The sequence below is a fragment of the Elusimicrobiota bacterium genome, from assembly GCA_026388095.1.
In the GTDB taxonomy this organism is placed as follows: Bacteria; Elusimicrobiota; Elusimicrobia; order UBA1565; family UBA9628; genus UBA9628.
Map to the genome: position 1 here is coordinate 69,588 of JAPLKL010000064.1, position 24,523 is coordinate 94,110.

Consider the following 24,523-nt stretch of genomic DNA (forward strand, 5'->3'; position numbering starts at 1 on the left):
CTCCGACCCGCGTGCGCTATAATCGGCCCATGCTGGCGAGGAACGGGCTTTGAATCCGCGGATCGTTTTTCTCCAGCTGCCGCGGCTCGATCCGGATATCTCCATGCCGGGAGAGAACGTGATGCTGGCCGCTATCGAGGCCGAGGCGGAACGGCGCATCGGGGGGTTCGACTCGCCGACGCGGTGTTTCGTGGGCACACGCCTGCCGGATCTGTTCCCGGAGCGGGTCCGGGGTCTTGAGGCCTGGGGCTCGTCAAACCGCCGCGCGGCGATCTTCTCAGGCGCCGACCTTTTCGCGCGGCGCGAGGCGATCACGGGCTGGATGAAAGAGGCGGTGCGCCGAGAGCCGGACATCTTGTGGCAGTTCGTCTTTGAGCCGCAGGACCAGGAGCCGCTGGACCTGCTCTTCGCGGCCATCGCCGCGGTGGACGGTCTGCTGGCCAGCGTGTTTCACTGAAGGTAGAGCCCGAGACCTCAGGAATCAAGTTTGGCGATATCGTCAGCAGAGTCTCGGTCTGCGGGACGTGCAAGTGATTGTTGCTTTTATCCCGTCAAATATATTGCTTTTATACCTCTCTCATTGTTGCAAATATCCCCCTAATTATATAAAATGATATCTTATATATGGCTTATTTAAATCGAATAGTAGAAGACGAGCTGGCCCGCAAACTCGCCTCCACAGGCGCGGTGGTCATAGAGGGACCAAAAGCCTGCGGCAAGACGGCCACGGCCAGACAGGCCGCGGCCAGCGAAGTGCTTCTTGACGTGGATGCCGCCGCCCGCCAGGCGATCTCCATAGATCCCGCCCTGGTCCTAGCTGGGCGGACTCCGCGGCTCATCGACGAATGGCAAGTGCAGCCTGCCATCTGGAACCACATCCGCCGGGCGGTCGACGATCGCGCCAAGCCGGGCCAGTTCATCCTGACCGGATCCGCCGTGCCCGCCGATGAGGTCACGCGCCATGGCGGGGCCGGACGCCTGACCCGCCTGCGGATGCGGCCCATGGCTCTGGCCGAAAGCGGCCACTCGACGGCCGCGGTCTCGCTGAAGTCTCTGCTCGACGGACAGGCCGCTCGGAGCGCGGACCCCGGCCTCTCGATCGCGGCCCTGGCGGAGCGCGTCGCGAGGGGAGGCTGGCCAGGCCTTCTCGACCGGAGCCTGGAGGAGTCGCTGCAGGCGGTGAGGGATTATCTCGAAGAGATCCGCCGCGTCGACGTCGGGCGCGTCGAGGGGCGGCGCCATGACCCGGAGAGAGTGGGCCGTCTGCTTCGCTCGCTGGCCCGCAACCAGGCGACTTACGCTTCGACGGCTACGCTCGCGGCGGACACGGGCGGGGGCGAAGGGCCCATCAAGGATGAGACCGCGCAAGCCTATCTCGACGCGCTGGGCCGGCTGATGGTCTCGGAGGACCTGCCGCCCTGGGCGCCTCAGCTGCGCTCGAAGTCCCGGGTCAGAAGCGCGCCCAAGCGTCTCTTCGTGGATCCGTCGCTGGCCGTGGCCGCCTTGCGCGCCACCCCGCGGCGCCTGCTGGGAGACCTCAACCTCCTGGGGTTCCTATACGAATCGCTCGTCATCCGGGACCTGCGGGTCTATGCGCAGGCCGCTGACGCGCAGGTGCTCCAGTATCGGGACAATACCGGCCTGGAGGTGGACGCGATCGTGGAAGCGGCGGACGGCCGCTGGGCCGCCTTCGAGATAAAGCTCGGTTCGGCCATGGCCGATGAGGGGGCGGCGAATCTGCTCAAGCTCGCGCAGCGCGTAGACGCTGCCAAGAGCGGCAAGCCGAGCGCGCTGGCGGTGATCGTCGGCTCCGGCTACGGCTTTGCGCGCCCTGATGGAGTCTTGGTGATCCCGATCGGCGCCTTGGGCGCCTGAAGCTGCGCAGAGCATCCGCTGTCTGGCGCCCGCGATCCGGTCAGCGGCAGCACCCGACCGGGTACCCGCATCCGGGTGCCCATGGGCGGCCGAAAAGGCGTACACCCCCGGGTACGTACCCCCCTTTTCCCTAGGAAAAACACCTCAGTACGGACTATAGAAACACTATAGAAAAGACTACAGAAAAGCTATAGAAACACTATACAAGCACTATAGAAAGACTATAGAAAAACGCGTTTTAACGCGCCGGGATGCGCGCGAAAACGGCCCTGCCCCTGGCCGTCAGCCGGTACTGCTGGAGCTTGCTTTTGGGCTGGTCCGGGATGGTGAGCTCGACCAGGCGGGCTTGCATGGCGGGCTTGAGGTAGCGTTTGTGGAGGTTGACCCGGTCTTCCAAGCCGATCCGTTTGAGGATCTGGGCGGCATTCAAGGGGCCATGCTTGCCCAAGAGCTGGACGACCTCGTAGATCGGGAGCGGAAGGGTCTGGGGGTCTGGTATGGGCTCGGGCTTTGGGCGTTTTGGTTTGGGCATGGCCGGCGGGGCGGGCAAGGGCCCGGGCTCGGGGGTCGCGGGCGGGACAGGCGATTGCTCCTTATGCTCAGGCGCCAGATGCAGGATGGTCACGAAGAAGCCGCCGCGGAGCTGGAACTCGGGCTCCGGCAGCCCGTGCTTCCTGCAACTGGCGATCATGTCGGTGGTGCCGGCGCCTCTTCTTCTCTTGCCGCAAAGGGCCATGGCCTCGGCCAGCAGGGGGTTGTTGGGCACGGAGCTGTGAGGCCGGCGCAGTTGGTCAAGCGAAAGGTCAGGCGGCAAGCCGCCGGCGCTGACGACCTCGATGCGGTCGGGGTAGACGTTTACCTGGGTCCTCTCGCGGACGCTGTAGTCGCGGTGGATGGCGGCATTGAGGACGGCTTCGCGCTGGACTTGGCTGGGCATCCTGGCGCCGAGGGCTTGGTCCAGGAGATAAAGGGCCATGTCCGTGCCTTCGAATATGGTGCCGCCGCAGGTCAGCGTTTCGCTGGGCGCGCCGCCTTGGGTGTCGCTGAAGCGGTTGAAGACGATGTCTGAGCCTTTGAAGCGGGTCTGGGGCCTATAGCCGAACAGGAGGATGGCGGCGTTGGTCACGAGGCCGTCGCGGACGACGTGGAGGGCTTCAAGGGTACTGCGGCAGCCGGGGCCGGGGAAGCCGCGGGGGCTGGACAGGGCCAGGTAGCGGCCGAGTCTTTCGGGAGAGAGCTCGTCCAGCTTTGCGGCCGCGCAGATGGCGGAGTCAAAACCTTTCATTGGTCTGTGGAAGGACTATTATACAGCTCTCAGGCACTCTTGGGCGGCTTGAGCCCGATCTCGGCCAGCTTGCCTGCGAGCGCCACATTGGCCGCGATCATCCTGCGCATGCGGTTGAAGGCCCGCACGATCTGGATGCTGGCCGGGATGGCGACCGGGCTTTTGAGGACGTTTGCGAGCATGACCACGCCGTCTTCGGTGAAGGAGTAAGGGCGGTAGCGCGAGTTGCGCTTGGCTGCGGTCGCAAATCGGGGACCGCATCCCCCCCATCGAACTCCGCACCGCAGGTGCGGAGTCCCGCGGGCTCCTGAGCCCGCGGAAGAACCGCTGCGGTCCGCGTCTTGCCCCTGCCGATTTAGGGTGATTTGGGGTTGTTTGGGGTGGTTTTGGGCGATTTGGGGTCATTTGGGGTGAGGCTTTTGCGCTATAATCGCCTATGCTTCAGAATTACCTGCGCCGCGTGGTTTGTCTTCCGCCTATTGGTGAGTCGGGCTTGGAGGCGGGCCGCCCGGAGCCCCATACTCTGCGCCAGGCGCTTTATCCTCTGGTGCTCCTTTATACAGCGGCCTACCTGGGCTTGGAGCTGCGGGAGTTTTGGAGCTCGACTGGGTCGCGGTTCTTGAGTCCGGAGATGTATACGGGGCTGCTGGCGGCGTATGCGGGCGATCATGAGCTGAGGCGCTGGACGGGGAGGGCGGATAGGTATGCGCTGGCGGCCGAGTCGGTGATCTATGCGTGGTGGCTGGCGTTCTTGGCGATGCTGCTATGGGTGAACCTGCGGTGCGGGTGTACGCGGGTGATGCCGGGGGATATGGCGGCGATTTGCAAGCAGGTGATCGTGGTGTTCTTTGGGGCGGGGGTGTCGAGGTATTTTCATTTGAAGGAAGGGGGGCGGGAGAAGGCCGCGTGAGCGCGGGGGATTGCCCTGGGCGGTGGATCAGGCCGCTCAACTCTCGGGTTAGGTGCAGTTGCACATGCCCATTGGATTCTCCTAGGCCGGTGGCCCCCCCGGGCCTGAGTGGAGCCTGGCAATGGGGACGATTCCAAACTTCGGGGGAGTGAGCCGCTTGATCAGGAATGAACTGTCGGCCACAAATAATTTATAATCGCTAAACGAACATGCCATTATCGCCAGAACAGCGCCAGCAAATTGCGAATGCACTTCAGGAACGTGGTGCGAATCGCGCATGCGAAGCCTGCGGTAATGGAGAATTCGCCGTTGCCGATGAAATTGCTCAGCTCCGGATTGCGCCGATGCCGAATATGATTGGGGGCCCCACGATTCCTGCGGCGGCTGTCGTTTGTCGCCGCTGTGGCAATGTCCGTTTTCATGCCCTTGGCCTCCTGAATCTCTTAGCTCTCGGGCGAAGAAATGGCTAACGGCGCGGGGACTCCACCAGGTGCAGTGCCGCAACCAGGCATGATTAGCGCCAACCCCCTTACAGGTATTACGAACCAAGCACATCCGGACTATGCGAACATCAAATGGGTCCCGTCCTGGGTCGCCACATCACGAATCCAGGGGGTTGTATCTCTAATCGGCGCAATTGGAGGAGTGTTCTTGGGAGCAGGCCTCCAACCCAAAGCCACGGATATCTCAGTTTCCACGACAGTGGTAAGATTGGTAGCGCAGGCCTGTGTGGCCAACGCACAAGAATGTACCGCCTTGCATATTGGTGGCCAGGCCCCAGGGGTCAACTTCTACTTCTGGATTGGCCTCGTCTTTCTGACAATTTTCGGAGTCGCTACTTGTCTTAACCTGTTCTCTACTAAGCAATCAAAAACTGCGCCAGAATCGGCTGACTGATTCGCTCGGAAAAAGCTGGCTCCCGCAAAGCATATCCCGGAATCTTCGCGAGCCCCATCGCCTGGGGCATCACCCACCGTATACCTGATGCCGGAACAATTCGATGTTCCGTCGTCGCGTAACGCAGACACAGTCTGACCGGCGGATTTGGGGCAGGCTGGTTCCAAAGGACGGCCCCCGCAAGACATCAAGCTGGAAGCGCGGCTCCAGCGAAGCTCCCCATCCCTGCGTCCACTTGATGAGTTCAGACACCATCATGCAAGCACTCAGGACAGCGACGAAGGGGACGGAAGGCTGGAACCCTTCCGAATAAGCGGCCTGCGAGATTTCTTGGAGCACAGCCTCCCCGATTACTGAGCAAATCTTTCTACCAATCCTTTGCCTGAGCCAGTCGCGCCGTTCTGGTGGCGCGATGTCAACATCGCTCTCTGTGATGGGTTCTTCGGCATCGATGACCCTCGCTTCTGGCAACCCAGTAAGGCGACTCTGCCTCACATGTGCCGGTTCTCCTGTCGGCTCCTGAAAGAGACACAGCATGCAGGCAATATTTTCCTTCCATGGATGTCGGCTAGCCTGACACACGAAGTCCCCAATCGCACCGTCAATCACCATGTCCGGCCATAGACGTTGGACATCATGCCGGGTCTCGATATTGTCTACTGCACTGAGCACTACGCGAGGATAGGGCACGTCACGTCCCATCTTCTCCTTCAACTGGGCCAATTCCATTCTGAAGCCCCGGGCGGTGACGCCACTTCTCAGACCTTCAGCCACAAGGGTGGCTTTGTCCTTGCCTATATCTCCGGGCCCAATCAGCATGCATGTGCCGAGATTCTCCCTTTGAAAGTCCTGCCGATCAACCACTTGAATCTCTCCGCGAATGGGTAAGCGGCTCAGAAGGTATCCAACACCATTCCCGATTGCCCCCGCACCCAAGAGAAGAGCATCGATACGAATCTCCGCAGGCAAAGCCGGCCCGGGGTCGTCAGGCGCCAGCTGATATTTATAGAAGCTGAATCCCACCTCATCCAGCAATCCTCCGCGCTGTTCCTTCAACGAGATGAGACGCTTGAACATCTCAGACACGCCGAGACAGGCAGCCGCAACAGCCCCTACTGGATTCTCCTGATTTGTAGATCCGTCGATTGCTTCCCGCACCGACGCGACTCGCGCTAGCCAGCCGTTAGAATTAATAGTAGTCATCGGCAGGGAAGGATTTCGTCTCGTGCCCACAGAAAGTATGGCGGCGAAATCAGACATCCCATTTTTCGCGGATTCAAACTCGACGGGGGCCGCAAATGACAACCGAGCAGCCAGAGCCTCCGCTTCTGCACGAAGAATCTGGCATTCCGCCGGCAATGCGACCGTAACGTTAGGGCAGACCCGTATGAGAAGGCGAAGGCTCGAGAGGAAGCTCTCGCATCCATTTGGTGTCAGCAATGTGTCGGCTTCTCCTGTCAAGAGAACCTTCTTAGTCATGAAGCAGTGTCTGTCCACTGCAAAATCGCCAAGCCCCTCCGCCGTCTTTATGGGCCGGCTATACCCCGGATCCGCTGTCATAATCCATCCCCGACAACCGAGGTTCCGCCCTTCGCCGAACGAGTCATTGAGATACACCGTCGCAGTTCTTCTGGGGGAAGCCGCCGATAGCCTCGGCCGTCCTCAAACACATGCACGCCACATTGACTGATGGCCGTCTTCTTCCGGAGCGCGAAGTCAGGAGCAACAACAGAGAGGTAGTATGGAACGGCAAATCCATAGCGCCGATCCGTCAGCGACAGATTGGTGCCGTATTCCTCGCCATGCGAATGAATCTGTCCTATGAGGGCCCGCCCGAGTTCCAGTGCTTTGTCTGCGACATCATTGAGCAGCGCCGGTGAAATCTGCAGGAAGTCAGGCTCCTTGACGACACCCGGCCCCCGCAGGAGGACGAGATTGGTTATCTTGGCCAGCCGCTGAGTGCGTTCACCGAGCCATAAGGCGACCCCCTCATTCCCCTTGCGACCATCGATTGCCATCTCTGCCAATGACTCGGTGAGCACCCATTCCGGAAGCTCCCATCGTTCGACTTCTGGAAAAAAACTCATTTTCTGAACCTCCCTGCGCAGGTCTCATCCAACACATCTTGCAGGAACCGCAGGACTTTGAGCAGCACGCTGCCGCCAGAATCCCAACGAAATTTCGGATCGGCCCTCCACTCTGGGTGGAGCGAGAATCCCTCGCTACTCCAACTCACGCAGGCATCAAGGTTCCCTGGGCGAAACCCCTTCGCGACCGGCCATGCTGTTGGCATGTCCAATCGCCCCGTCGCAGGGTCCTGAAACTTCAAAGATGGCGGGTTGTCGGGATATGCGGCCCACAGGAGCCTTGCCTCAAAGACCTCCTTTGGGAACAGGACCGATGACAATGCCACAGTCACCGCCAGAGGTTCGATGAGTTTGAGCGTCCATCGGGCAGCGTCCTTACATTTGAGAGCCTCCTCAAAATCCTGCTTTAGATTAAGGGCTGAGATTGATTCTCCCAAGGCTACCCCTGCGTCACCTGCTGACTGAGTTTCAACTCCAGGCCCTTCCCGGTGCCGGCCAATTCGCCCAGAGTCTGCGAGGGGTTTTCCAAAGGACTCTTCTTGAAGTAGAGAGTGTAAACGACGTTTCCTTCCACCAAGTTGAATGCTTTTAGGACCGCAGCCTTGAGTTGTCCAACCGTCTCCGACCGCGGGAGTTGCTCATGATACGGCTTCGCTGCGGCGGGGTAGTTCACCGTAACTTCCAACGTATCCTGATGCGAATTACCCTGCGACTGATTTTGGTTTTCCATTTGTCTCTCCTTAGTTATGTAGCTCACCGCATTCCGGATTAGCATCTCGTTCACTGAATCTGATTAATGGCAAAGCAAAAAAAATCACCCCCGCACCGAGCTGTAAAAATGTTCCCTTCCTCCACTTTTGGCTACACCCTCATTCCGTTGGAGCAATCCCATTTCCCAAAGCCCTTTCAACTTGTTCGACGCATTTGGCACGCTGACCTTCGCGACTCCGAAATGCTGGCTGATTTCTCGCGAAGTTATTGAATCGCGCGAATCAGCAAGCTTCAAAATCTCAAGAAGATCCTCGGCAAGCCCTATTCCAATAGTCCGAAACCCGTGGGCGTCGCGAACGATGCCTATTGCATTTCTCTTCTCAAAAGCTATCGACAAATTTTCCTCTATTGTCTCATTGTCGATATTCGTGAGCACAAAAAATTTGCGGCCACGAAATTTTTGCATCAATTCGACCACAGCCTCTTGAGGGAAAGAGGCATCCAGCTTCTTCAGTCCTCCAAAGTCAAGAACGAAGACCCTCACGGTCGAGTCCGTCTTCTCCTTTTCAAAGATCACGTCCTCCAGTCTGCGGCAGACTTGTCGGCCTTGCTCTCTGCCCCACGCCTCAGAGGACTGGGTGAAGTCTAAGATGCGGAGACGGGCCGCCATCTCAGTCACCGGTTTCACTTAGCATAATGTAGCAGAGGAACTAGCTTTTGTCAAGGGTAAATTCGAAACAGAGATGTGTTCCCCTGAGATGCCCGAGTTCGGACTGGTAGAAGGCCTTGTTCTTCTCAAGCCTCGTGCGTCCTGGTCGTAGGTATACCTGGTCACTTGGGGTCCGCACCCGCAAATTCGCAGAGTGCTTTAGGGAGATTTGACCGCACCTATAAAGGCCGCAGCTTCGCCCAGTCCCATCACCATGGCGGGAAATCCCCTCGTTGAAGACATCAATGAGTAGCTCGGGATCGGTTCTGTCACGAAAATCCTTCGGCCGATCTCGCCGAATCGTATGCGTTATTCCCAGACCACTGTCCGATATGGCGACCCAGACACTATTGGTCTTCGCGTAGGTCTGAGCAACAACATATCCAGGGATATCACTCTCACTGTGCTCAAAGTAATTCCCGATCAGTTCAGAGAAAACGGTGAACATCTCGGCCACAAAATCATCATTGCTTGCTGTCCCAAAACCAAGGACAGAGGCAATCCTGTCGGCCAGCTTGCCGGGAAGGTCTTTGGCATCAACCTCGCGGCCAGGATTTAGAACGCTGATTTCCACAAGTTGATGGTTCCCACCGAAATATAGGCTGTGCGCCGACACAATCGGTCGGCGCGGTAGTACCGTTACCTGTGGTGCCAAGGCGTCAAAGAAACCCATCCGGTCCAGATAACCCAGCAATCCGTCGTCTCTAAAATCGGTCGCGACGTTTTTCCCGTCACTGACCAACTGATTGGCGAGCGAAAGTGTCTTCAGTGCGGAGTCAATCAGCAGGGCGCAACCCTTTGGGAAAGACAGCCGTATATCTTTCTCAGTCTCGCAAGCGGGATTTTGGGTTGCCAGAAGATTTTCAAATTCTCTAGCTCCGACCCAGCTTCTTGGGAATTCGATTTCCACGCGAATACACTCTGCAAAGAGAATGGGCTCAAGAACCCCCCAGGCACCTGCGGGAGTTGGCAAAAGTATAGCACCAAAACGCCGTCAGTGTGAGCTCCCAGATTGGGGATGAAAGGTTAACCGGGAGACATCAAGGCAGCGCCGTGGCTCACCGGATGACAACCCATGTTCCAATGTTGACCGGTGCGACCCGCCACCGCTCGTTGCCGCCGAGTGGGAATCATCGGCCGGAGGGAGATCGACTGGCTGAGCGCGGTTGCAGGCTGAACGCTCAGGAATTTTTAGACGGAGATTTCTTCGGGAACCTCCTCAGGTGCTCTTGCATATATGAATCCCACTCGTGCCGTATTTCCGAAAAGACCTTTCGAAGCTGATGGTCGATCTTTTCGTCGCGGCTATACAGACTCATAAAAAGAGGCAACAAAAGGGTTAATAGCACTATCTGGACACCAACCTGCAAAGCACCAATATTCTGCAATGCCTTCGTCATCGCAGGCAAAGGCCAACTGCCAATAGTTGAAAGCATTCCCAGGCTAAACAAGACGGCTTCTCGAAATGTACCCGAGGTTGGAGCAAGATACCAATAGAATGAACCAAAGAAGACCACTAGCGATGCAAGAAGGGATACCACTTTGGCGGAAAGCACGACCAAATCTATCCGCGCTGCGGTCTCCCTCAAAAGGGTCTGGCCTATTTTCCCGTTAAGAACCAATATTAGGAACCGCACTATAGAAGCGTCCTTTGCCGACACGCCGGAGACCACCAGCGGCGGCTCAAACAAGCGAAAAGTCGCCCGTCTTAGGCGTCTTCCCAGAAGACGCAATTCGAAGGATTGCCCACTAGTGTTACCCGGCATGAGAAGCGATGCAAGCAAATTCTTGCTGTTGGAAAGGAACGCTAATCCCGTCAACAAAACGACGCCTAGTCCTGCCCATGAGGATTTTGTCTGAATCAAGTAGGAACTCAGGAATGCTGCGACAAATGAAGTTGCGGCGGTCCAAACCACAATCCCGCAGGCCTCGCGCCAATGCGGCGGCACCACCTTCTTCCACTTATGCTTAAAGAGCTTCTCAATTCTGTCCCCATGCGTCCGAAACAGCCGGAAACAAAGTTGCGCGATTCCGAGGTAAGTCACTGTTTTGATCCTTAAGGAATTACTGTATGCCTGCGGTCAAGCGGAGACATGCTTACGTGATCGCGCAGCATGTGGGTAGCGGGGCAGGTCCCCATGGGGCGATTATAGCGGAAAATGCGTGGCGCCTGCGGACCTGGAATTTGTTAGGATTGGGGCGGAGCACGATATTCCATGCGGTTCTGGTGGGTTAACCAAGGACAAACATTCGACCACGAATTCCACGGCGGCTATCTTTGGTCTCCAAAAAAGAAAGCACATGGTGTACGTCATCAATTTTATGAGAATATGCGCGAGGTGGCGCCGCAGGACGTAATCTTCTCTTTCCGCGCTCGCAAGATTGTTGCGGTCTCAGTGGCCCAGTCTTATGCCTACGAGAGCCCGAAACCAGCGGAGTTCGGTTTGGCAGGGCCGAACTGGGAGAAAATTGGGTGGCGAGTTGATGTCGCGTATATCGTCCCCCACAACCAGATCGAGCCGCGCGAGCACATGGCTGTTCTTGCGCCATTGCTGCCGAAGCGTTATGCGCCGTTGCAACCAAATGGGGACGGGTTACAAGGAGTCTATCTAGCAGAAGTGCCGCGCATATTCGCAGAGGTACTAGCGGGGTTAATCGGTGAGGATGTGCGGCAACTGGTCTCAGTGGTTGCGGATCGGCCGTCGGTGGTTGGATCTGCTGCAAAGGGGCTCGATGAATGGGAAGAGCACATTCAGATGGACCTTGTGAAGGACAGGTCGATTCCCGAAACAGAAAAGTCTGCGATCATCAAGGCGCGGCGTGGGCAAGGACTATTTAAGCAGCATGTGATGGAGATTGAGAAAGAGTGTCGCATCACGAAGGTGGACAATCCTGTGCATCTGATCGGGAGCCACATCAAGCCATGGCGAGATTCGTCGAACGAGGAACGGCTCGATGGTGAGAATGGGCTTTTGCTGACCCCTTCCATTGATCATCTATTTGACCGCGGATTTATTTCTTTTGAGAACAACGGGGATGTCTTGGTTTCACGGGTGGCCGATGATGTTTCGTTGACGCGGATGGGGGTTCGGGCAGGGGAAAGGGTGAATGTCGGGGGCTTCACGCACCAGCAGAGGCTTTACCTAGATTTCCATCGCGAATCAGTTTTTTTGCAGGCGCAGTAGACCCCTCAATCATTCAGGCGCCGATTCACCAAGCGTATATTTCGTTCGCGCAGCGGTCTGACGCCCACTTCGTTTTCCATCAACGCCGCATAAGCCCGAATGACGAAGGATTCTATCTGCTCAATGAAGGGCGCATACTTGGGATGTATCTCAAAAAACATGAATTTGTCCCAGTCTCGCGCCAAGCCCACGCGCCCCTGCCCCACCTGCACACGGTTGCCCAACTGATTCGCCTTCCCGACATACAATTGCTTTCTCTCGGAATTGCAGAGCAAATAGATCACGTTGATACGATTCTCGTAATTCCGTAGTTCTGCGACAGGAATCCAGTGCCTGGCAAAATCTATGAAAAAATTCTCCGGTACCCCTTGCCTGACGCTCTTCCAATACGCGAAGAGATTCTTGTCTTCCATCAAGCTGAGCATGTGGTCGAAATCAGTTTTTTGTCGGGAGATGACCTTCACAATGAAGGCATTGCCTCTCTTAGGAACCAGCTCAATCAGTTCCTTTAGAAGCGGCTTCCCCTTATTAATCGTCGAGGCATAGCTATAAATAAGCAACTTGCGTAACGCCTTTAGAGTTGTGTATTCGCGCTCGTAGTAAATTTGCACGACGGACCGATTGGGGAAACGTTTGGTGGTTATATTGACGAGACGGATCTTCGCAGGGTAACGCTTGCCGTGAATCAGAAGAGTGATACTTTTCGTTTGCGGCCCCTTACGGAGCCTGAAATACCGCATGAATTCCGGAGCCTCGCGTTGCGGGACAGTGAAACCCCAATAGAAGAATGTGTACCCCGGGATCACGTAAAAACTATTCAACTTAGCCTGAGACATTTCTATCTTGCCTCCTTTCCCTGCCGCACCCGGACGAATCATGCATAGTGGGCCGCGGCCTCCATCGCCTTGCAGGGCGCCCCGACAAGATACAGCTTCACCATGGCGCGCGATGCCGCGACATACAGCAGACAACGCCTGACTTTCTCAAAATCTCTCACGTCCTTCATCCAAGAGAGGTTCTCCACGTCCTGAACATTGCCAAATACCACGACAGGACTCTCATGCCCCTTGCAAGAGAATACCGTCGTACACCTCACAAATTTATGGTCTTGGGCCGGCATCCCTTCTGGCGGTTCGTTGCCTGTGCCGCCAAATGCCTTGGCTGGAATGCCCTGTGCCCTAAGAGCTGCCGCGAAGATACCCGGCTTATGCACGGAGACCACCATGATATCGCTAGGATCCACAGCCTCCCTCTGGATAAGCTCCTTGATAAGGATCGCCGTCTTCTGAGCCACAGCCCCAACGTTCGCCTCCATCACGATCTCCGGCTTTACCCCAACCCGGTCTGTGTAATGGACATGGTACAGGCCGTCGGCCGATTCCTCTGCCCGCTGAAGGAGCCCTTTATTGGCCAGCTCCGCAACTTTGAAGTATCCCAAAAGGCCGGATTTAGCCGGCCCATAAATCGCCTTTGGGTCCAGGGCAAGGTTCAGAGAAAGATCGAGGATCGCTCGCGTGGAACGATAGGTTTCTTGCAAAACGAAGCTCCGGCCTGAAAAACTGAAATCCTCAGAGAGACGACCCTTAAGCTCTTCAAGGGTCTCCCGGCCGTAGATATTCTGTGAATCATCAGAGAACAGAATGAAGGACCGCAACGACTGTCCCTTACCATTAGGCCGCGGCTCGCAAGCATCGTGAAGCCGCGCAAGGTCATTTGACAGGATATCCTGTGCCTCGTCTACAAAGACCGCCTCGAATGTCCTGTCCGGATCTACCCGCCCCACCCATTGGACTTCAAGTTGGTTGTCGAGGAGTCCTTTCTCAATCCAAAGCGACTTGCGCACGCTTTCCAGCATAGCCGAGAGCATGCTGGACAAGCCCTTATTGAAGTACGTAATAAGGACCCGGTCCTTGGGCCGTCTTTGCAGATGACGTAGGGCCCAATTGGCCAGGACCAAAGTTTTTCCACTGCCGGCAACCCCGCGAACCAAATAGTGCCCCTGTCCCAGATTCCGCTCGATAAGCTCCAACTGTTCTTCTGAGTAAAGCGGCAGTCTCTGCTTCAGCGCGCGGATCTCGTCGCCTAATGTCAGCGCAAGGCCCGCCGCAGACGCCGTTTCCAGTTTGACCGGGGCGCCAGCCGAACGCAGATTCAAGGCCTGCTGCCCCTCCTCATCCACCACCGTGACCGATATCGCATCCTCTTGCAGGTGCGCGGCGAATCGGCGCAGCACGCGAGACTTCAGCTCCGCCCGAGATGCAATGAGGATGAACGAGGCTCGGGCACGAGACAACGCGACGTTGAGGAGCATCTCGATCTCCTCATCCTTCCACGCAGTGGCTGCATTGACGAGATCAAGAATCACCACATCCCGCTCAGCACCCTGTTGGCGGTGTATCGTACCCACTGTCAACGCCGGGCCGTCATATTTCTTTTCAACAAGGTTGCGAATCAAACGGACTTGGGCTCGATAAGCCGTCAGGGCCAGGCATTGCAGGCCCTTATCGACAGCGGCCAAAGCCAACGCCGCGACAATGCGGGCAGAGGTTCGCCGCTCATAGCCCTTTCCCTTCGCGCGGCTATGCGCCGCCGCATTCGGCGAGCCGGCCAATTCATCAAGCACGACGAAGGCCGCGCGCTTGGTCGGAAAGCCCTTTGGCAAGATGATCCCGGTCGTGCGCTCGGCCACACCCTCGGCGTCCCTCAATAGGCCATCGTAGGTGAATCGGCTGACCGCGCGGCAGATGTCCGGATGCATCCGATGTTGGCATTCAAGGAACCTGACATTCTTAGGCAGCGCTGCAGGGGACTTAAGATGGCTGAGCGCAGAATGCGTCAGCCACTTACGCTCTGAAAGCGAAAGCCCGACGCGAGCAGGGCAGATGGGGCCGATCTGCTTAGGATCCCCGGCCAAGAGCACGGTCTCGCCAAGACAGCTGGCGGCAAGGCATGCGGCACGAGACACCATTCCCGCCTCATCGACCAAGACCTTGGACACAACGGGCAAGGACTCCTGCGAAGCGACCAAGCTCAGTGCCTTCTGGACCGTTGCGAAGATCAGTTTCTGCGGGCCGGCCTCCAGCGCCCTGATCGTTTCATCCCGCACCTTCTCGAATTCAGCCTTTAGTTCGCGAGCTGCCTTAGCCACTTCGCCGTGGCGATTGCTTCGGATGAGCCGTTGAAGCCGACGCCGCATCTGTTCAACTCCCGATGTTGAGCGACTCTCCAAATGGGCATCCTTTCCCACCACTTGCGGGAAAGCCTTTAGCAACTCATCGTCAACCCCTCGTCCACCACGAAAAACACGACAATTGCCCTGCTTATCAAAGAGGGTTTTGCTCTTAGACATCTTCTGACAAACACGCGAAGTAATCTCATTAACCGCGCGGTGCGTGGGGGCCAAGATCAAAACCTTGCCCTTTGTCGTCGCGCCGACATGCGCGAGCGCGTCTGCTAGGCACTCTGTCTTCCCAGTGCCTGGCGGCCCCCATACGATTCCCCATTTATGATCCCACAAGTCCAGCGCGACGTTTCCGGAGGCTTGATTCTCAGCCACAGCTGCGCCCACTGCGAACGAAATGCCGGGAGCGGCGGCCCCCAGGACACCCTTTAGGCGCTCCCCCAGAAGACCTTCTGTTGCCTTATTGAGAATCTCATAGGCCTTCGTCAGCGCCTTTCCGTAGGGGATTGGGTCGTAGGATAGCCGCTTGCCGTCAAAATCACTGGGCGTGAAGCCGTCCCCCCAGTTGATGCCATCCACCAAGATCGCGGCGTTGTCCGGATCGAAGTGAAGAATCTCTCCTTCGAGGACAAGCTCCCTCTCTGGTGTCCGCAGGGTTAGGTGACCACCGACCCAACCTTCATCAGGTGATGGCTCAGGCGATAGGCGCAGGACGCCATCCTCAAAACCGAGGACCTCCCAGCGCTGAAGGACTACCGGAGCATGCTGGGCATGAACGAGCTCAAGACAATTTTGGAGGTCATCGGGAAGCTTACCAAACCCTGGAAGGTCACCGTTGCTCAATGGGAGGCTCCCGCCGCGTCATTGCTCATGCCTTGATAGGCCAATCATAGCAAACAAAATCAGGCAGTCAGCCCCACAGAATCAACGTCCCAGGACGAACCTTCCGCAATGACGAAAACCCGGGCTGAGACCAATGAAGGAGAAACCGGACCCCCGGCCGCTACGTCTTTACCAAAGTCTAGATTAAAATATCGCTTTTATTGACCATTTCTGTTGTTTTAAGCCACTAATTTGCAGATTATGCCAATCTTGCAATCGCGACATTTTGTCGTGAAGAGTGTCGCGATTTTACATAAGCCGCAAATTTACGCACGAATCGCGACACAGTGTCGCGAAATCTGTCGCATTAAAGAATCTGGCGACTATTCATAATCCTTCAAATCTTCAGGATCAAAATCAGGCAAAAGCTCAGCGGCGGTCCTATCCTTCTTCAACCTTTCAAGATACGCCAGATGTTTGTCGATGGATTGCTCAAGACCTCCCATTGTCTCCCCATAGAAGATCTGTCCCGTGAAGGGCGAATAGTTCACAAAGTCATTTCTAGCCTTACCACCAAAAGCGATATGAATCGCCTTCGCGACATTGTCGATCCAATCCTTTGTGACTCCAATTTGGGTCTTGCGATTTTCGGGCGATATGCCTCTCTTGATTCCATTCGCCTGAGAAATCTTCACATCCAAGAACGCCTTAAACTTCTGGAACCTCGTTCTCGGCTGAACAGGTGCCGTGACACTTGCCTCCGCAGGGGCCTGCCCCTGCACCACATACTCCGTGGCAGGACCGCGACCAACGCGCGACAGGAGCCCCAGCTCAACAAAACGCTTCAAATGCCGCTGCGCCTTACGGACGTCAAATCCCATGTGCTGCGCGTATTCGGCCATCGTGGCAGAAATCTTCGAGGCCAGGAACTCCCAGCCCTTGAGCTCAGCACTGTTGAGTTCCTCCAGGAAACTCTTCGGCAAGGCGTGTACGGCGCTCTCTGGGCTGCGGTAAAGGACCAGCCTGAGGTACGGGTCCTCCAGAAAGTACTTCGGCAGGGGAAGCCCATGCTGCTGTGACACGCTTCTCATGGACTGCATGCCCAACCCGCGCTCCTCTGCCAACTCCATCCGGGCAAACACGTAGTGCAATTGGGGGTTCCGACTCAGCATCGGCGCGTTGAATTCCTGGAGCTGCCTCAGGGTAATCGGGGCAATAGGACCGCCTGGGCTGCTTATCGTGATTGTGTCCCTAGTGATGGAGAGCTGGCACTTCGCCCCCGCGATAGCGTAGTCCCGATGAACCAGGGCGTTGACCACGGCCTCGCGGACAAGCTCCAATGGGATATCCGGCCCCTGCTTCCGCCGCATCTGACCCCTGTCGGCGATGTCGGGGAGCTTGTCCTTCAGCCACTTCTCGACCAATTCCGGGATAAGAACGATGGGCCCGTCAAAGTCGCGGAGCTCCTCTTGACCGTTGGCGTGGTGTATTGTCGCAAGCAGCCCGGCCTGTGGCAGCACATCGCGGGGTTTTGTGCCAAAGAGGAGGCACCCAAAGCCTGTCGGGTTGAGGTGCCCATCATTGTCTTCTTTCAGCAACCCCTGCTGGAGGAGGCGCTTCCGAAAAGAGGGGGAGTCCACTAGATCTGTGATCTTCGCAGTGCTGCGGTATCGTTCCAGAGCTTCCCCTGAAAGCTCTCCTGCGTCGACGGTAACGATCGGGTCCTCCAGCTCCGAGAGTTTCACCAACTTGGACTTCTTTTGGGCTGCATGCGCAGCCTTTCGTTCCATAGCTTGATCGATGAAGTCCCGATTCTCAGTAGTTATGATGCCCTGGAGGTCCCGGTCGAATATGTCCACCTCAACATCATTGTCCAGAAGATAGGTTATCCCCTTGCGATCAACAGTGGGGTCAGGATCCTCCAGTCCGATCCAGACTTTCTTCACTCTCGCCAGAACGATACGCTCGGCGCAGCTCAGTTTTGGTTCGCGGCGCGACCCCGGGGCGCAAGGCTCCAGAGTGGTAAACAGAAAGGAGCCATCAAGCTTCTTGTCCCTATTCTTCCTTTCAAGCAGCGTGAACTCGGCATGGTCACCGAACCGAAGTTCTCCCCGATGCGCCGTCTCAATTGTCCCATCGGGCTTCCATATGGCCACACCGACCAAAGGGCTCGCCTTGCCGTCTTTGCGGGGCTCAGAGACCGATTTCCGCATGGCCTCGATGGCCTTCTCCATCATCTCCCTGGGTTTGAAGGGGAGGCTTGCTGTCGCTAGCGCGTCGGTCTTCTTCTCAGCCATCAACCAGGAGGTTTCCAGACGGTCTGACTATGTCGGATTCTACCACTTCTCGCATCCCCCCCGCATTTCGTCCCCACCCCCCACCGTTTCCTCATCCACCCTGCGCATAACCGCAGCCAACAACAACATCATCATCAGCGCCGCCTTCTCCTTCCTAGAAGACCAAACCAAACTCCACGGCGACGAACTCCCCCGCGACCTCCTCCTCAAAGGCTTCCTCTTCGACACCCATCGCGTCCCCCTCCTCGGCCCCCAAGGCATCTTCAAGCCCGCCATCATGGAGCTGCCCCTCAGCATATTCACCGCACCCCTCGACCCCGCCAAGCAGCGCCCCTACAACGACAGATTCGATGACCAAGACCGCGTCCTCTACTGCTACCGCGGCAAAGACCCCCTTCACCGCGACAACGTCGGCGTGCGCTCTTTTTGAAGCCCCAGCCGCTACCTAGTCGCCGGCCCAGCCTACATCATCAACGACGACCCCCAACACCTCGTCTTCACAGTCCAGGTAGACGACCCATCCATCTTAAGAAGGCCCCACGACGCCACCACCGCGGGCGAGATCGCCCTGCGCCGCCACTACATCACCACCGAAGTCCAGCAGCGCGTCCACCAGCGATCCTTCCGCGAGCGCGTCCTCAAAGCCTATCAGGAACAATGCGCCATCTGCCGACTGCGCCACCAAGAGCTCCTCGACGCCGCCCACATCCTTCCTGACAGCGACCCCAGAGGCGAGCCCATCGTCTCCAACGGCCTGGCCCTGTGCAACCTTCATCATGCGGCCTATGACCAGAATATCTTGGGCGTCACGCCCGAGTTGAAAGTCGAGGTGCGGCTCGACGTCTTAGAAGAGAAGGACGGACCCATGCTGGAGTGGGGCTTGCAGCACTTTCATGGGGCGGACTTATACGTGCCGAAGCGGGCCGAATGGCAGCCCAACCGAGAGTTCGTGGCCAGCCGGTACGAGGCGTTCCAAAAGGCGCATTAGGCGAGCCGAGGAATGGCCCTGCCTCCCTTCGGGAGCCAGGGCGGGTCCCGCGCTAACGGCGGCGCGGGACCTCGGAACGGCGAGGGAACTTTTTTGGCCTGAGATCGTATGTATTGTATGGGCCTCCCAACACCGGCCGACGACCGCGAGCAGCGCCTCGCCCTGCTTCTCCAGCAAGGCGAAGGCCCCAGCCTGGAGTTCAAACGCTCCACCGGAGAGCTCAAGGAGGCCATGCGGAGCCTCTGCGCCTTCGCAAATGGAGCCGGCGGCACCGTCCTCTTCGGCGTAGGCCCGGAAGGCGATGCCGCCGGCCAGAAGGTCTCTGACCAGACCCTGCGCGACATCTCGCAGGCGGCCCAGCGCTTCGAGCCTCCTGTCCATCTCCACATTTGGCGCGCCCAGGCCGCGGCGGGCCTGGAGATCGTCGCCGCCGCCTGCGAGAGCGGCAAGGACTCCGGCCCCCACACCTACGACGGCCGCGCCTATGAGCGGGTGGGCAGCGCCACCCGCCGGATGCCGCAGACGCGATACGAACGCCTGCTCCTGGACCGCGCTCACGGCAGGAACCGTTGGGAGAACGCCCCCGCCGTAGGCGTCCTTCCCGGACACCTCGACCGGGACCAGGCCCTGCGCCTGGCGCGCTTCCGGGGAGTGGACAAGACCGAGTTCCTCGACCAGCGCCAGCTGCGCGGCCCCGCGTTCAAACTCCTGGAGGAGGCCGAGCTCTTCTGCCAGAGGCACTTCCCCCTGCCCGGCAAGATCGTCCCGGGCCGCCTGCAGCGGGTGGACACCCCGCTCATCCCGCCCGACGCCATGCGCGAGATCCTGGTCAACGCCCTCATCCACCGCGACTACTCCATAGCGGGCGGCGCCGTGTCCTTGGCCATCTTCGACGACCGCGTCGAGGTCTGGAGCGCCGGAACCTATCCCTCCGGCATCACGCCCGACATGCTCGCCGGCAGCCACCAGTCCGTCCAGCGCAACCCGATAATCGCCGACATCTTCTTCCGCGCCGGCCTCATCGAGAAATGGGGCCGCGGCACCAACCGCGTCATCGCCATGTGCCGCGAGGCTGGGATAGCCCCGCCGAGCTTCCAGGAGATCTCCGGCGCGGCCTTGGTGACTTTCCGGGTCAAGGTAGCTGAGCCGACCGCGCAAGTCACCGGACAAGTCACCGGACAAGTCGCCGGACAAGTCACCGGACAAGTCCTCCGCTACTGCCAGACTCCGCGAAAGGCAATCGAGATTCAAAGGACACTTAGACTTCGACATAGGGAGACCTTTCAAGACAACTACCTCAAGCCGCTCCTGGCTAAAGGCTGGCTGGCACGGACCATCCCCCAGAAGCCCCACAGCCGCCTGCAAAAATACCTCGCGACCGAAGCCGGGCGCAAGGCGCTTGCCGACGCCCGTCCCGGGAACTCGGAAGAAATACAGACATGAATTCAGGCCCCCGACCTGGAGGTCGAGGTGCGGCTCGACGTGTTAGAAGAGAAGGACGGGCCAATGCTCCAGTGGGGCTTGCAGCACTTTCATGGGGCTGACTTATACGTACCGCGGCGGGCCGAGCAGCGGCCCAACCCCGACTTCCTCGCCGACCGCTACGCCATCTTCCAGCAGGCGCATTAAGCTAACCCCCGCCTCATAGCCCGCCGGCGCCAAAGGGAGATGGAACTTTTTGGGCCCGAGCTCGTATAGATGGTATGGGCCAACAGAACCTCCCGGCAGCACAATCCCCCCAGAAGCTCCTCGGCGACATCCGCGCCCTGATCGAATCGGCTCGCAGTCAAGTCGCCCAAGCCGCGAATGCCGGCCTGGTCAGGCTCTATTGGAGCGTAGGCCGGCGGGTCCGCCAGGACATCCTCAAGGAGAAACGCGCCGATTATGGCGAAAGGATAGTGTCGACACTGTCGACACAATTGGCGCCCGAATACGGCCAAGGGTTCGGCCATCGCAACCTCTGGCGGATGGTCCGCTTCGCCGAAGTCTTTCCAGACCCTGCGATTGTGTCCACGCTGTGGACACAATTGAGCTGGTCCAAATTCTGCGAAATCATCGCGCTCAAAGACCAGCTCCAGCGCGACTTCTACGCCGAGATGTGCCGCCTGGAGAACTGGAGCGTGCGCTCCCTCCGCAAGAAGATAGCCGACATGCTCTTCGAGCGCACAGCCCTCTCCAAGAAACCCGCCGAGCTCGCCCGCACTGCGGCCCAACCCAGAGTTCCTCGCCGACCGCTACGCGATCTTCCAGAAAGCCCACTAAGCCCCCTACCGGCGGCAAAATGGAACTTTTGCGGCCCGAGCTCGTATGTATTGTATGGGCCGACTGCCCCTCATCGACAAGATCGCGCTCCTCATCCGCGAAGGCGAAGGCCTCCTTGCCGAATGCAAGGAGCGCTACACCTCCCGCATAGACGAGGACATCGTCGCCTTCGCCAACACCAAGGGCGGGACCCTGCTCTTGGGAGTGCGCGACGACGGCAGCATCCGCGGAGAACAGCTCACCAACGACCTCAAAGCCCGCATCAACAGCCTGGCGCATAACTGCAAGCCGGCCATCGCCGTGGAGACGGCCCAGGCCGGCGGCCTCGTCGCCATCGAAGTGCCGGAAGGCTCCCAGAAGCCCTACAGCTGCGCCTCCGGCTACTACCGACGGCTCGATGGAAGCACCCAGAAGATGGGCCACGAAGAGCTCCGCCTCATGTTCCGGGAGCACGACGCCTGGCCCTTCGAGGCGCGGCCGGCACCGGTCCCGGGCTTTGCCGGGATGTCCCGGGCCAAGGCCCTGGCCTTCGCGGCGGAGGCCGGCATCAAAATCGCCCGCACCCCCACAGCCGACTTCCTGCGCAGCCTCAAAGTCGCCGATGCCAACGGCGTCAACAACGCCGGCGCCCTCTTCTTCGCCAAGCAAGTCCGCGACTCCCTGCCCCAGGCGCAGACCACTTTGCTCGCCTTCAAGGGGACCGACCGGGTCCACATTTACGACCGGCGAGACGTCCGCGACGACCTCTTCACCCAGTTCCAGGAAGCCATGCAGTTCCTGGAGAAGCACCTCAACGTGCGCAGCGAGATCAAAGGCGTGGACCGGCAAGACATCTACGAGCTGCCCCTTGAGGCCCTGCGCGAGGCCGTGGTCAACGCCCTCATGCACCGCGACTACAGCGTCACCGGGACGCAGGTCAGCGTCGACGTCTTCGATGACCGCGTCGAGATCACCAACCCCGGCGGGCTGCCCAAGGGCCTTGCGCCCGGCGCCCTGGGCAAGGGCGTCTCAATCAGGCGCAACGAGCTCGTGGCGGACCTCTTCGCGCGCCTGCACAAGGTCGAAAGGGCTGGGACCGGCATCCAACGCATGCGGGCGGCCATGGCCGCGGCGGGGCTCCAGGAGCCGGAGTTCGAGACACACGGCTTCTTCAGGACGGTGCTCTACCGATCCCCCGAATTCGCCCTCTCGGCCCCGGGGACTAGGGTGGAAACTAGGGTAGAAACTAGGGTAAAAACTGGGGTAGAAACTGTGGTAAAGGCCCGCGCGCTGATGCTCGAGCTCATCAGGTGCGATCCGGCCATCACGGGACCCAAAATGGCCGAGAGCACCGGATTGACGCTGAAAGGCGTAGAGTGGAATCTTGACGCGCTCAAAAAACAGGGCGTCCTCAAGCATGTCGGCCCCAGGAAAGGAGGCCGCTGGGAGGTCCTGACGCCGCCAAGCGATCCGCCCGCCGCCCCTCATCCACCGGCATAGCGGCGATCCCATCGTCTCCAACGGCCTGGCCCTGTGCAATCTTCATCACGCGGTCTATGACCGCAATATCTTAGGCGTCACCCCCGAGTTGAAAGTCGAGGTGCGGCTCGACGTGTTAGAAGAGAAGGACGGACCATGCTGCAGTGGGGCTTGCAGCACTTTCACGGGGCTGACTTATTCGTGCCGAAGCGGGCCGAATGGCAGCCCAACCGAGAGTTCGTGGCCAGCCGGTACGAGGCCTTCCAAAAGGCGTATTAGGCGGGCCGAGGGAGGGCCCTGCCTCCCTGCGGGAGCCAGGGCGGGTCCCGCGCTTCGCGCGGGACCTCAAAACAGAGAGGGCGAGGGAACTTTTTCGGCCTGAGATCGTATGTATAGTGGGGGCTTCCCCCCACCAGCATGCGCCAAAAAGAATCCGAGACCGTCGAGCTCAAGAGATCCACGGCCGAACTCAAGGAGGCCGTCATCTCCGCCGCCGCCATCCTCAACAAGCACCGCGCCGGCCGGCTCATCTTCGGCCTGCGCAACGACGGCGCCCCGGCCGGCCAGATCGTCTCCGAGCAGACCCTCCGGGACGTCGCGCGAGCTTTCGCGGAGCACATCGAACCCCGCCTCTACCCCCGGGTCCGCAAGATCCGGCGCGAAGGCCGGGATTGCGTGGAAGTCCGCTTCGCCGGCAATGACGCCCCCTATCTCGCCTACGGCCGAGCCTACATACGCGTCGCCGACGAAGACCGCCAGCTCTCGGCCCGGGAGCTCGAGCGCATGTTCCTGCGGCGCGCCAAGGACGCCTCCCGCTGGGAAGCCGAGCTCTCGGACAAGACGCTGCGCGACGTGGACGCCGCGGCCGTGCGCCGGCTGGTCAAGAAAGGCCGGCTGGCCGGCAGGCTCGACTTCGCCTTCGCCGGCGTAAAAGCCACGCTCAACAAGCTCAAGCTGCTCCGAGGGCCCCGGCTGCTCAAGGCCGCGCAGGCCCTGTTCTGCAAAGACAACGACCTGCGCCTACAGGCGGCCGTCTTCGCCGGCACGGACAAGAGCACATTCCTCGACCTCAAGGAGTTCGGCGGGAGCATCTTCAGCGTCCTGGAGGCCGCCGAAGCCTACATCAAGGAGCACATCGATTGGCGCGTCGGGTTCGGCAGGCTGGAGCGCGAGGAGGTCCCCGAAATCCCCTTAAGCGCCGTGCGCGAGGCGCTGGTCAACTCCCTCTGCCACCGCGACTACGCGGACCTCAAAGGCAACGAGATCGCCGTGTTCAAGGACCGGGTGGAGATATACAATCCCGGCGAGTTCCCGGAAGGCTTCACCCCCGAGGACTTCATCGCCGGCCAGGAGCGCTCGGTGCCGCGCAACCCGCTCATCGCCCGGGTCCTGTTCCGGTCCAAGGACGTCGAGGAATGGGGCTCCGGCCTCAAGCGGATCTCCCAGGACTGCGCCAGGACCGGCGTCCGGGCGGATTTCAAGGTCCTCAAGAGCGGATTTCTGGTGACTTTCCACCGCGCTCCGGCCGCGGCGGGAACCGGGAAGCGGTTGGGAGAAAAGTTGGGAGAAACAGTCGGAGAAAGGTTCGGTGTAAAGTTCGGAGAAAAGTTCGGTGTAAAGTTCGGAGAAAACCAGCGTCGTATACTGGAGCTGGTCCTGGAAGACCCGACCGCGACGGCCCAATCTCTTTCCAAACGGCTCAAGATCAGCACGAGGGCAACGGAGAAGAATCTGGCCGACTTGAAGAAGAAAGGCCTGCTGCGCCGCGCCGGCCCGGACAAGGGCGGCCATTGGGAGGTCATCGGCCCACCCGCCGCCCCGCATCCACCGGCATAACGGCAAGCCCATCATCAACC

At 59.0% G+C, this 24,523-nt stretch carries 22 protein-coding genes; 9 read left to right on the forward strand and 13 right to left on the reverse strand.

The genetic code is table 11. The features are described 5' to 3' along the window. Positions 1 to 49: 49 nt before the first annotated feature. Both NTY77_15965 and NTY77_15970 read left to right on the forward strand, forming a co-directional pair. Complete coding sequence (locus NTY77_15965) at positions 50 to 457, forward strand: hypothetical protein (protein MCX5796988.1); 408 nt, start codon at positions 50 to 52, stop codon at positions 455 to 457. A 167-nt stretch (positions 458 to 624) separates the two neighbouring features. Further along, positions 625 to 1,875, forward strand: a complete 1,251-nt coding sequence (locus tag NTY77_15970) for a DUF4143 domain-containing protein (protein MCX5796989.1) — start codon at positions 625 to 627, stop codon at positions 1,873 to 1,875. 238 nt (positions 1,876 to 2,113) lie between these two features. On the opposite strand, the gene NTY77_15975 is transcribed toward NTY77_15970, so the two are convergent. Next, the gene (locus NTY77_15975; protein MCX5796990.1) at positions 2,114 to 3,160 is read right to left on the reverse strand and encodes a hypothetical protein; all 1,047 of its coding nucleotides are present in this window, start codon (positions 3,158 to 3,160) and stop codon (positions 2,114 to 2,116) included. A 29-nt stretch (positions 3,161 to 3,189) separates the two neighbouring features. Next, positions 3,190 to 3,342, reverse strand: coding sequence for a hypothetical protein (locus NTY77_15980; protein MCX5796991.1), 153 nt, complete (start codon positions 3,340 to 3,342; stop codon positions 3,190 to 3,192). Positions 3,343 to 3,596: 254 nt separating this feature from the next. Here NTY77_15980 and NTY77_15985 point away from each other — a divergent pair, with 254 nt between their 5' ends. Continuing rightward, positions 3,597 to 4,070 (forward strand): hypothetical protein, encoded by a 474-nt coding sequence (locus tag NTY77_15985; protein MCX5796992.1) that lies wholly within the window; start codon positions 3,597 to 3,599, stop codon positions 4,068 to 4,070. A 215-nt stretch (positions 4,071 to 4,285) separates the two neighbouring features. Here NTY77_15985 and NTY77_15990 read toward each other — a convergent pair whose 3' ends face one another. The 7 genes from NTY77_15990 to NTY77_16020 form a co-directional block, all read right to left on the reverse strand. Beyond that, the gene (locus NTY77_15990) at positions 4,286 to 4,492 is read right to left on the reverse strand and encodes a hypothetical protein (protein MCX5796993.1); all 207 of its coding nucleotides are present in this window, start codon (positions 4,490 to 4,492) and stop codon (positions 4,286 to 4,288) included. 544 nt (positions 4,493 to 5,036) lie between these two features. Beyond that, positions 5,037 to 6,446: a ThiF family adenylyltransferase gene (locus NTY77_15995; protein ID MCX5796994.1), complete on the reverse strand. Its 1,410-nt coding sequence runs from the start codon at positions 6,444 to 6,446 to the stop codon at positions 5,037 to 5,039. Positions 6,447 to 6,523: 77 nt separating this feature from the next. Next, entirely contained in the window at positions 6,524 to 7,054 is a 531-nt protein-coding gene (locus NTY77_16000; protein MCX5796995.1) for a hypothetical protein, read from the reverse strand. Positions 7,055 to 7,493: 439 nt separating this feature from the next. Further along, on the reverse strand, positions 7,494 to 7,784 hold the full coding sequence (locus NTY77_16005) for a hypothetical protein (GenBank protein MCX5796996.1): 291 nt from the start codon (positions 7,782 to 7,784) through the stop codon (positions 7,494 to 7,496). An 84-nt stretch (positions 7,785 to 7,868) separates the two neighbouring features. Further along, entirely contained in the window at positions 7,869 to 8,444 is a 576-nt protein-coding gene (locus NTY77_16010; protein MCX5796997.1) for a hypothetical protein, read from the reverse strand. Between the two features lie 31 nt (positions 8,445 to 8,475). Continuing rightward, positions 8,476 to 9,384 (reverse strand): ATP-binding protein, encoded by a 909-nt coding sequence (locus NTY77_16015; GenBank protein MCX5796998.1) that lies wholly within the window; start codon positions 9,382 to 9,384, stop codon positions 8,476 to 8,478. Between the two features lie 271 nt (positions 9,385 to 9,655). Beyond that, positions 9,656 to 10,519 carry a hypothetical protein gene (locus NTY77_16020; protein ID MCX5796999.1) on the reverse strand — a complete coding sequence of 288 codons (864 nt, stop codon included), beginning with the start codon at positions 10,517 to 10,519 and terminating at the stop codon, positions 9,656 to 9,658. A 171-nt stretch (positions 10,520 to 10,690) separates the two neighbouring features. On the opposite strand from NTY77_16020, the gene NTY77_16025 reads away from it, so the two are divergent. Continuing rightward, a complete protein-coding gene (locus tag NTY77_16025; protein ID MCX5797000.1) occupies positions 10,691 to 11,659 on the forward strand; it encodes an HNH endonuclease in 969 nt (322 codons plus the stop codon). Positions 11,660 to 11,664: 5 nt separating this feature from the next. Here NTY77_16025 and NTY77_16030 read toward each other — a convergent pair whose 3' ends face one another. The 3 genes from NTY77_16030 to NTY77_16040 form a co-directional block, all read right to left on the reverse strand. Further along, positions 11,665 to 12,495 (reverse strand): GIY-YIG nuclease family protein, encoded by an 831-nt coding sequence (locus NTY77_16030; protein ID MCX5797001.1) that lies wholly within the window; start codon positions 12,493 to 12,495, stop codon positions 11,665 to 11,667. Positions 12,496 to 12,533: 38 nt separating this feature from the next. Next, positions 12,534 to 15,683 carry an AAA domain-containing protein gene (locus NTY77_16035; protein MCX5797002.1) on the reverse strand — a complete coding sequence of 1,050 codons (3,150 nt, stop codon included), beginning with the start codon at positions 15,681 to 15,683 and terminating at the stop codon, positions 12,534 to 12,536. Positions 15,684 to 16,045: 362 nt separating this feature from the next. Next, positions 16,046 to 17,959 (reverse strand): hypothetical protein, encoded by a 1,914-nt coding sequence (locus NTY77_16040; protein ID MCX5797003.1) that lies wholly within the window; start codon positions 17,957 to 17,959, stop codon positions 16,046 to 16,048. Here NTY77_16040 and NTY77_16045 point away from each other — a divergent pair. Beyond that, entirely contained in the window at positions 17,910 to 18,389 is a 480-nt protein-coding gene (locus tag NTY77_16045; GenBank protein MCX5797004.1) for a hypothetical protein, read from the forward strand. The two genes, NTY77_16040 and NTY77_16045, sit on opposite strands and share 50 nt — an antisense overlap. 96 nt (positions 18,390 to 18,485) lie before the next feature. Here NTY77_16045 and NTY77_16050 read toward each other — a convergent pair whose 3' ends face one another. Next, the gene (locus NTY77_16050; protein MCX5797005.1) at positions 18,486 to 18,737 is read right to left on the reverse strand and encodes a hypothetical protein; all 252 of its coding nucleotides are present in this window, start codon (positions 18,735 to 18,737) and stop codon (positions 18,486 to 18,488) included. Positions 18,738 to 18,758: 21 nt separating this feature from the next. On the opposite strand from NTY77_16050, the gene NTY77_16055 reads away from it, so the two are divergent. The 4 genes from NTY77_16055 to NTY77_16070 all read left to right on the forward strand — a co-directional run bounded on the left by NTY77_16055 (position 18,759) and on the right by NTY77_16070 (position 24,503). Continuing rightward, positions 18,759 to 18,947, forward strand: a complete 189-nt coding sequence (locus tag NTY77_16055; GenBank protein ID MCX5797006.1) for a hypothetical protein — start codon at positions 18,759 to 18,761, stop codon at positions 18,945 to 18,947. Positions 18,948 to 19,064: 117 nt separating this feature from the next. Beyond that, positions 19,065 to 20,390, forward strand: coding sequence for a putative DNA binding domain-containing protein (locus NTY77_16060; GenBank protein MCX5797007.1), 1,326 nt, complete (start codon positions 19,065 to 19,067; stop codon positions 20,388 to 20,390). 873 nt (positions 20,391 to 21,263) lie between these two features. Continuing rightward, positions 21,264 to 22,688: a putative DNA binding domain-containing protein gene (locus tag NTY77_16065; GenBank protein MCX5797008.1), complete on the forward strand. Its 1,425-nt coding sequence runs from the start codon at positions 21,264 to 21,266 to the stop codon at positions 22,686 to 22,688. A gap of 396 nt (positions 22,689 to 23,084) precedes the next feature. Next, positions 23,085 to 24,503, forward strand: coding sequence for a putative DNA binding domain-containing protein (locus tag NTY77_16070; protein ID MCX5797009.1), 1,419 nt, complete (start codon positions 23,085 to 23,087; stop codon positions 24,501 to 24,503). Positions 24,504 to 24,523: the final 20 nt, after the last annotated feature.

Bases quoted from the DNA above. Each gene is read 5' to 3' on its own strand.
- NTY77_15970 (MCX5796989.1), top strand. From the start codon at position 625: ATGGCTTATTTAAATCGAATAGTAGAAGACGAGCTGGCCCGCAAACTC.
- NTY77_15975 (MCX5796990.1), bottom strand. From the start codon at position 3,160: ATGAAAGGTTTTGACTCCGCCATCTGCGCGGCCGCAAAGCTGGACGAG.
- NTY77_15980 (MCX5796991.1), bottom strand. From the start codon at position 3,342: ATGCTCGCAAACGTCCTCAAAAGCCCGGTCGCCATCCCGGCCAGCATC.
- NTY77_15985 (MCX5796992.1), top strand. From the start codon at position 3,597: ATGCTTCAGAATTACCTGCGCCGCGTGGTTTGTCTTCCGCCTATTGGT.
- NTY77_15990 (MCX5796993.1), bottom strand. From the start codon at position 4,492: ATGAAAACGGACATTGCCACAGCGGCGACAAACGACAGCCGCCGCAGG.
- NTY77_15995 (MCX5796994.1), bottom strand. From the start codon at position 6,446: ATGACTAAGAAGGTTCTCTTGACAGGAGAAGCCGACACATTGCTGACA.
- NTY77_16000 (MCX5796995.1), bottom strand. From the start codon at position 7,054: ATGAGTTTTTTTCCAGAAGTCGAACGATGGGAGCTTCCGGAATGGGTG.
- NTY77_16005 (MCX5796996.1), bottom strand. From the start codon at position 7,784: ATGGAAAACCAAAATCAGTCGCAGGGTAATTCGCATCAGGATACGTTG.
- NTY77_16025 (MCX5797000.1), top strand. From the start codon at position 10,691: ATGCGGTTCTGGTGGGTTAACCAAGGACAAACATTCGACCACGAATTC.
- NTY77_16030 (MCX5797001.1), bottom strand. From the start codon at position 12,495: ATGTCTCAGGCTAAGTTGAATAGTTTTTACGTGATCCCGGGGTACACA.
- NTY77_16040 (MCX5797003.1), bottom strand. From the start codon at position 17,959: ATGGCTGAGAAGAAGACCGACGCGCTAGCGACAGCAAGCCTCCCCTTC.
- NTY77_16050 (MCX5797005.1), bottom strand. From the start codon at position 18,737: ATGATGAAGGTTGCACAGGGCCAGGCCGTTGGAGACGATGGGCTCGCC.
- NTY77_16060 (MCX5797007.1), top strand. From the start codon at position 19,065: ATGGGCCTCCCAACACCGGCCGACGACCGCGAGCAGCGCCTCGCCCTG.
- NTY77_16065 (MCX5797008.1), top strand. From the start codon at position 21,264: ATGGGCCGACTGCCCCTCATCGACAAGATCGCGCTCCTCATCCGCGAA.
- NTY77_16070 (MCX5797009.1), top strand. From the start codon at position 23,085: ATGCGCCAAAAAGAATCCGAGACCGTCGAGCTCAAGAGATCCACGGCC.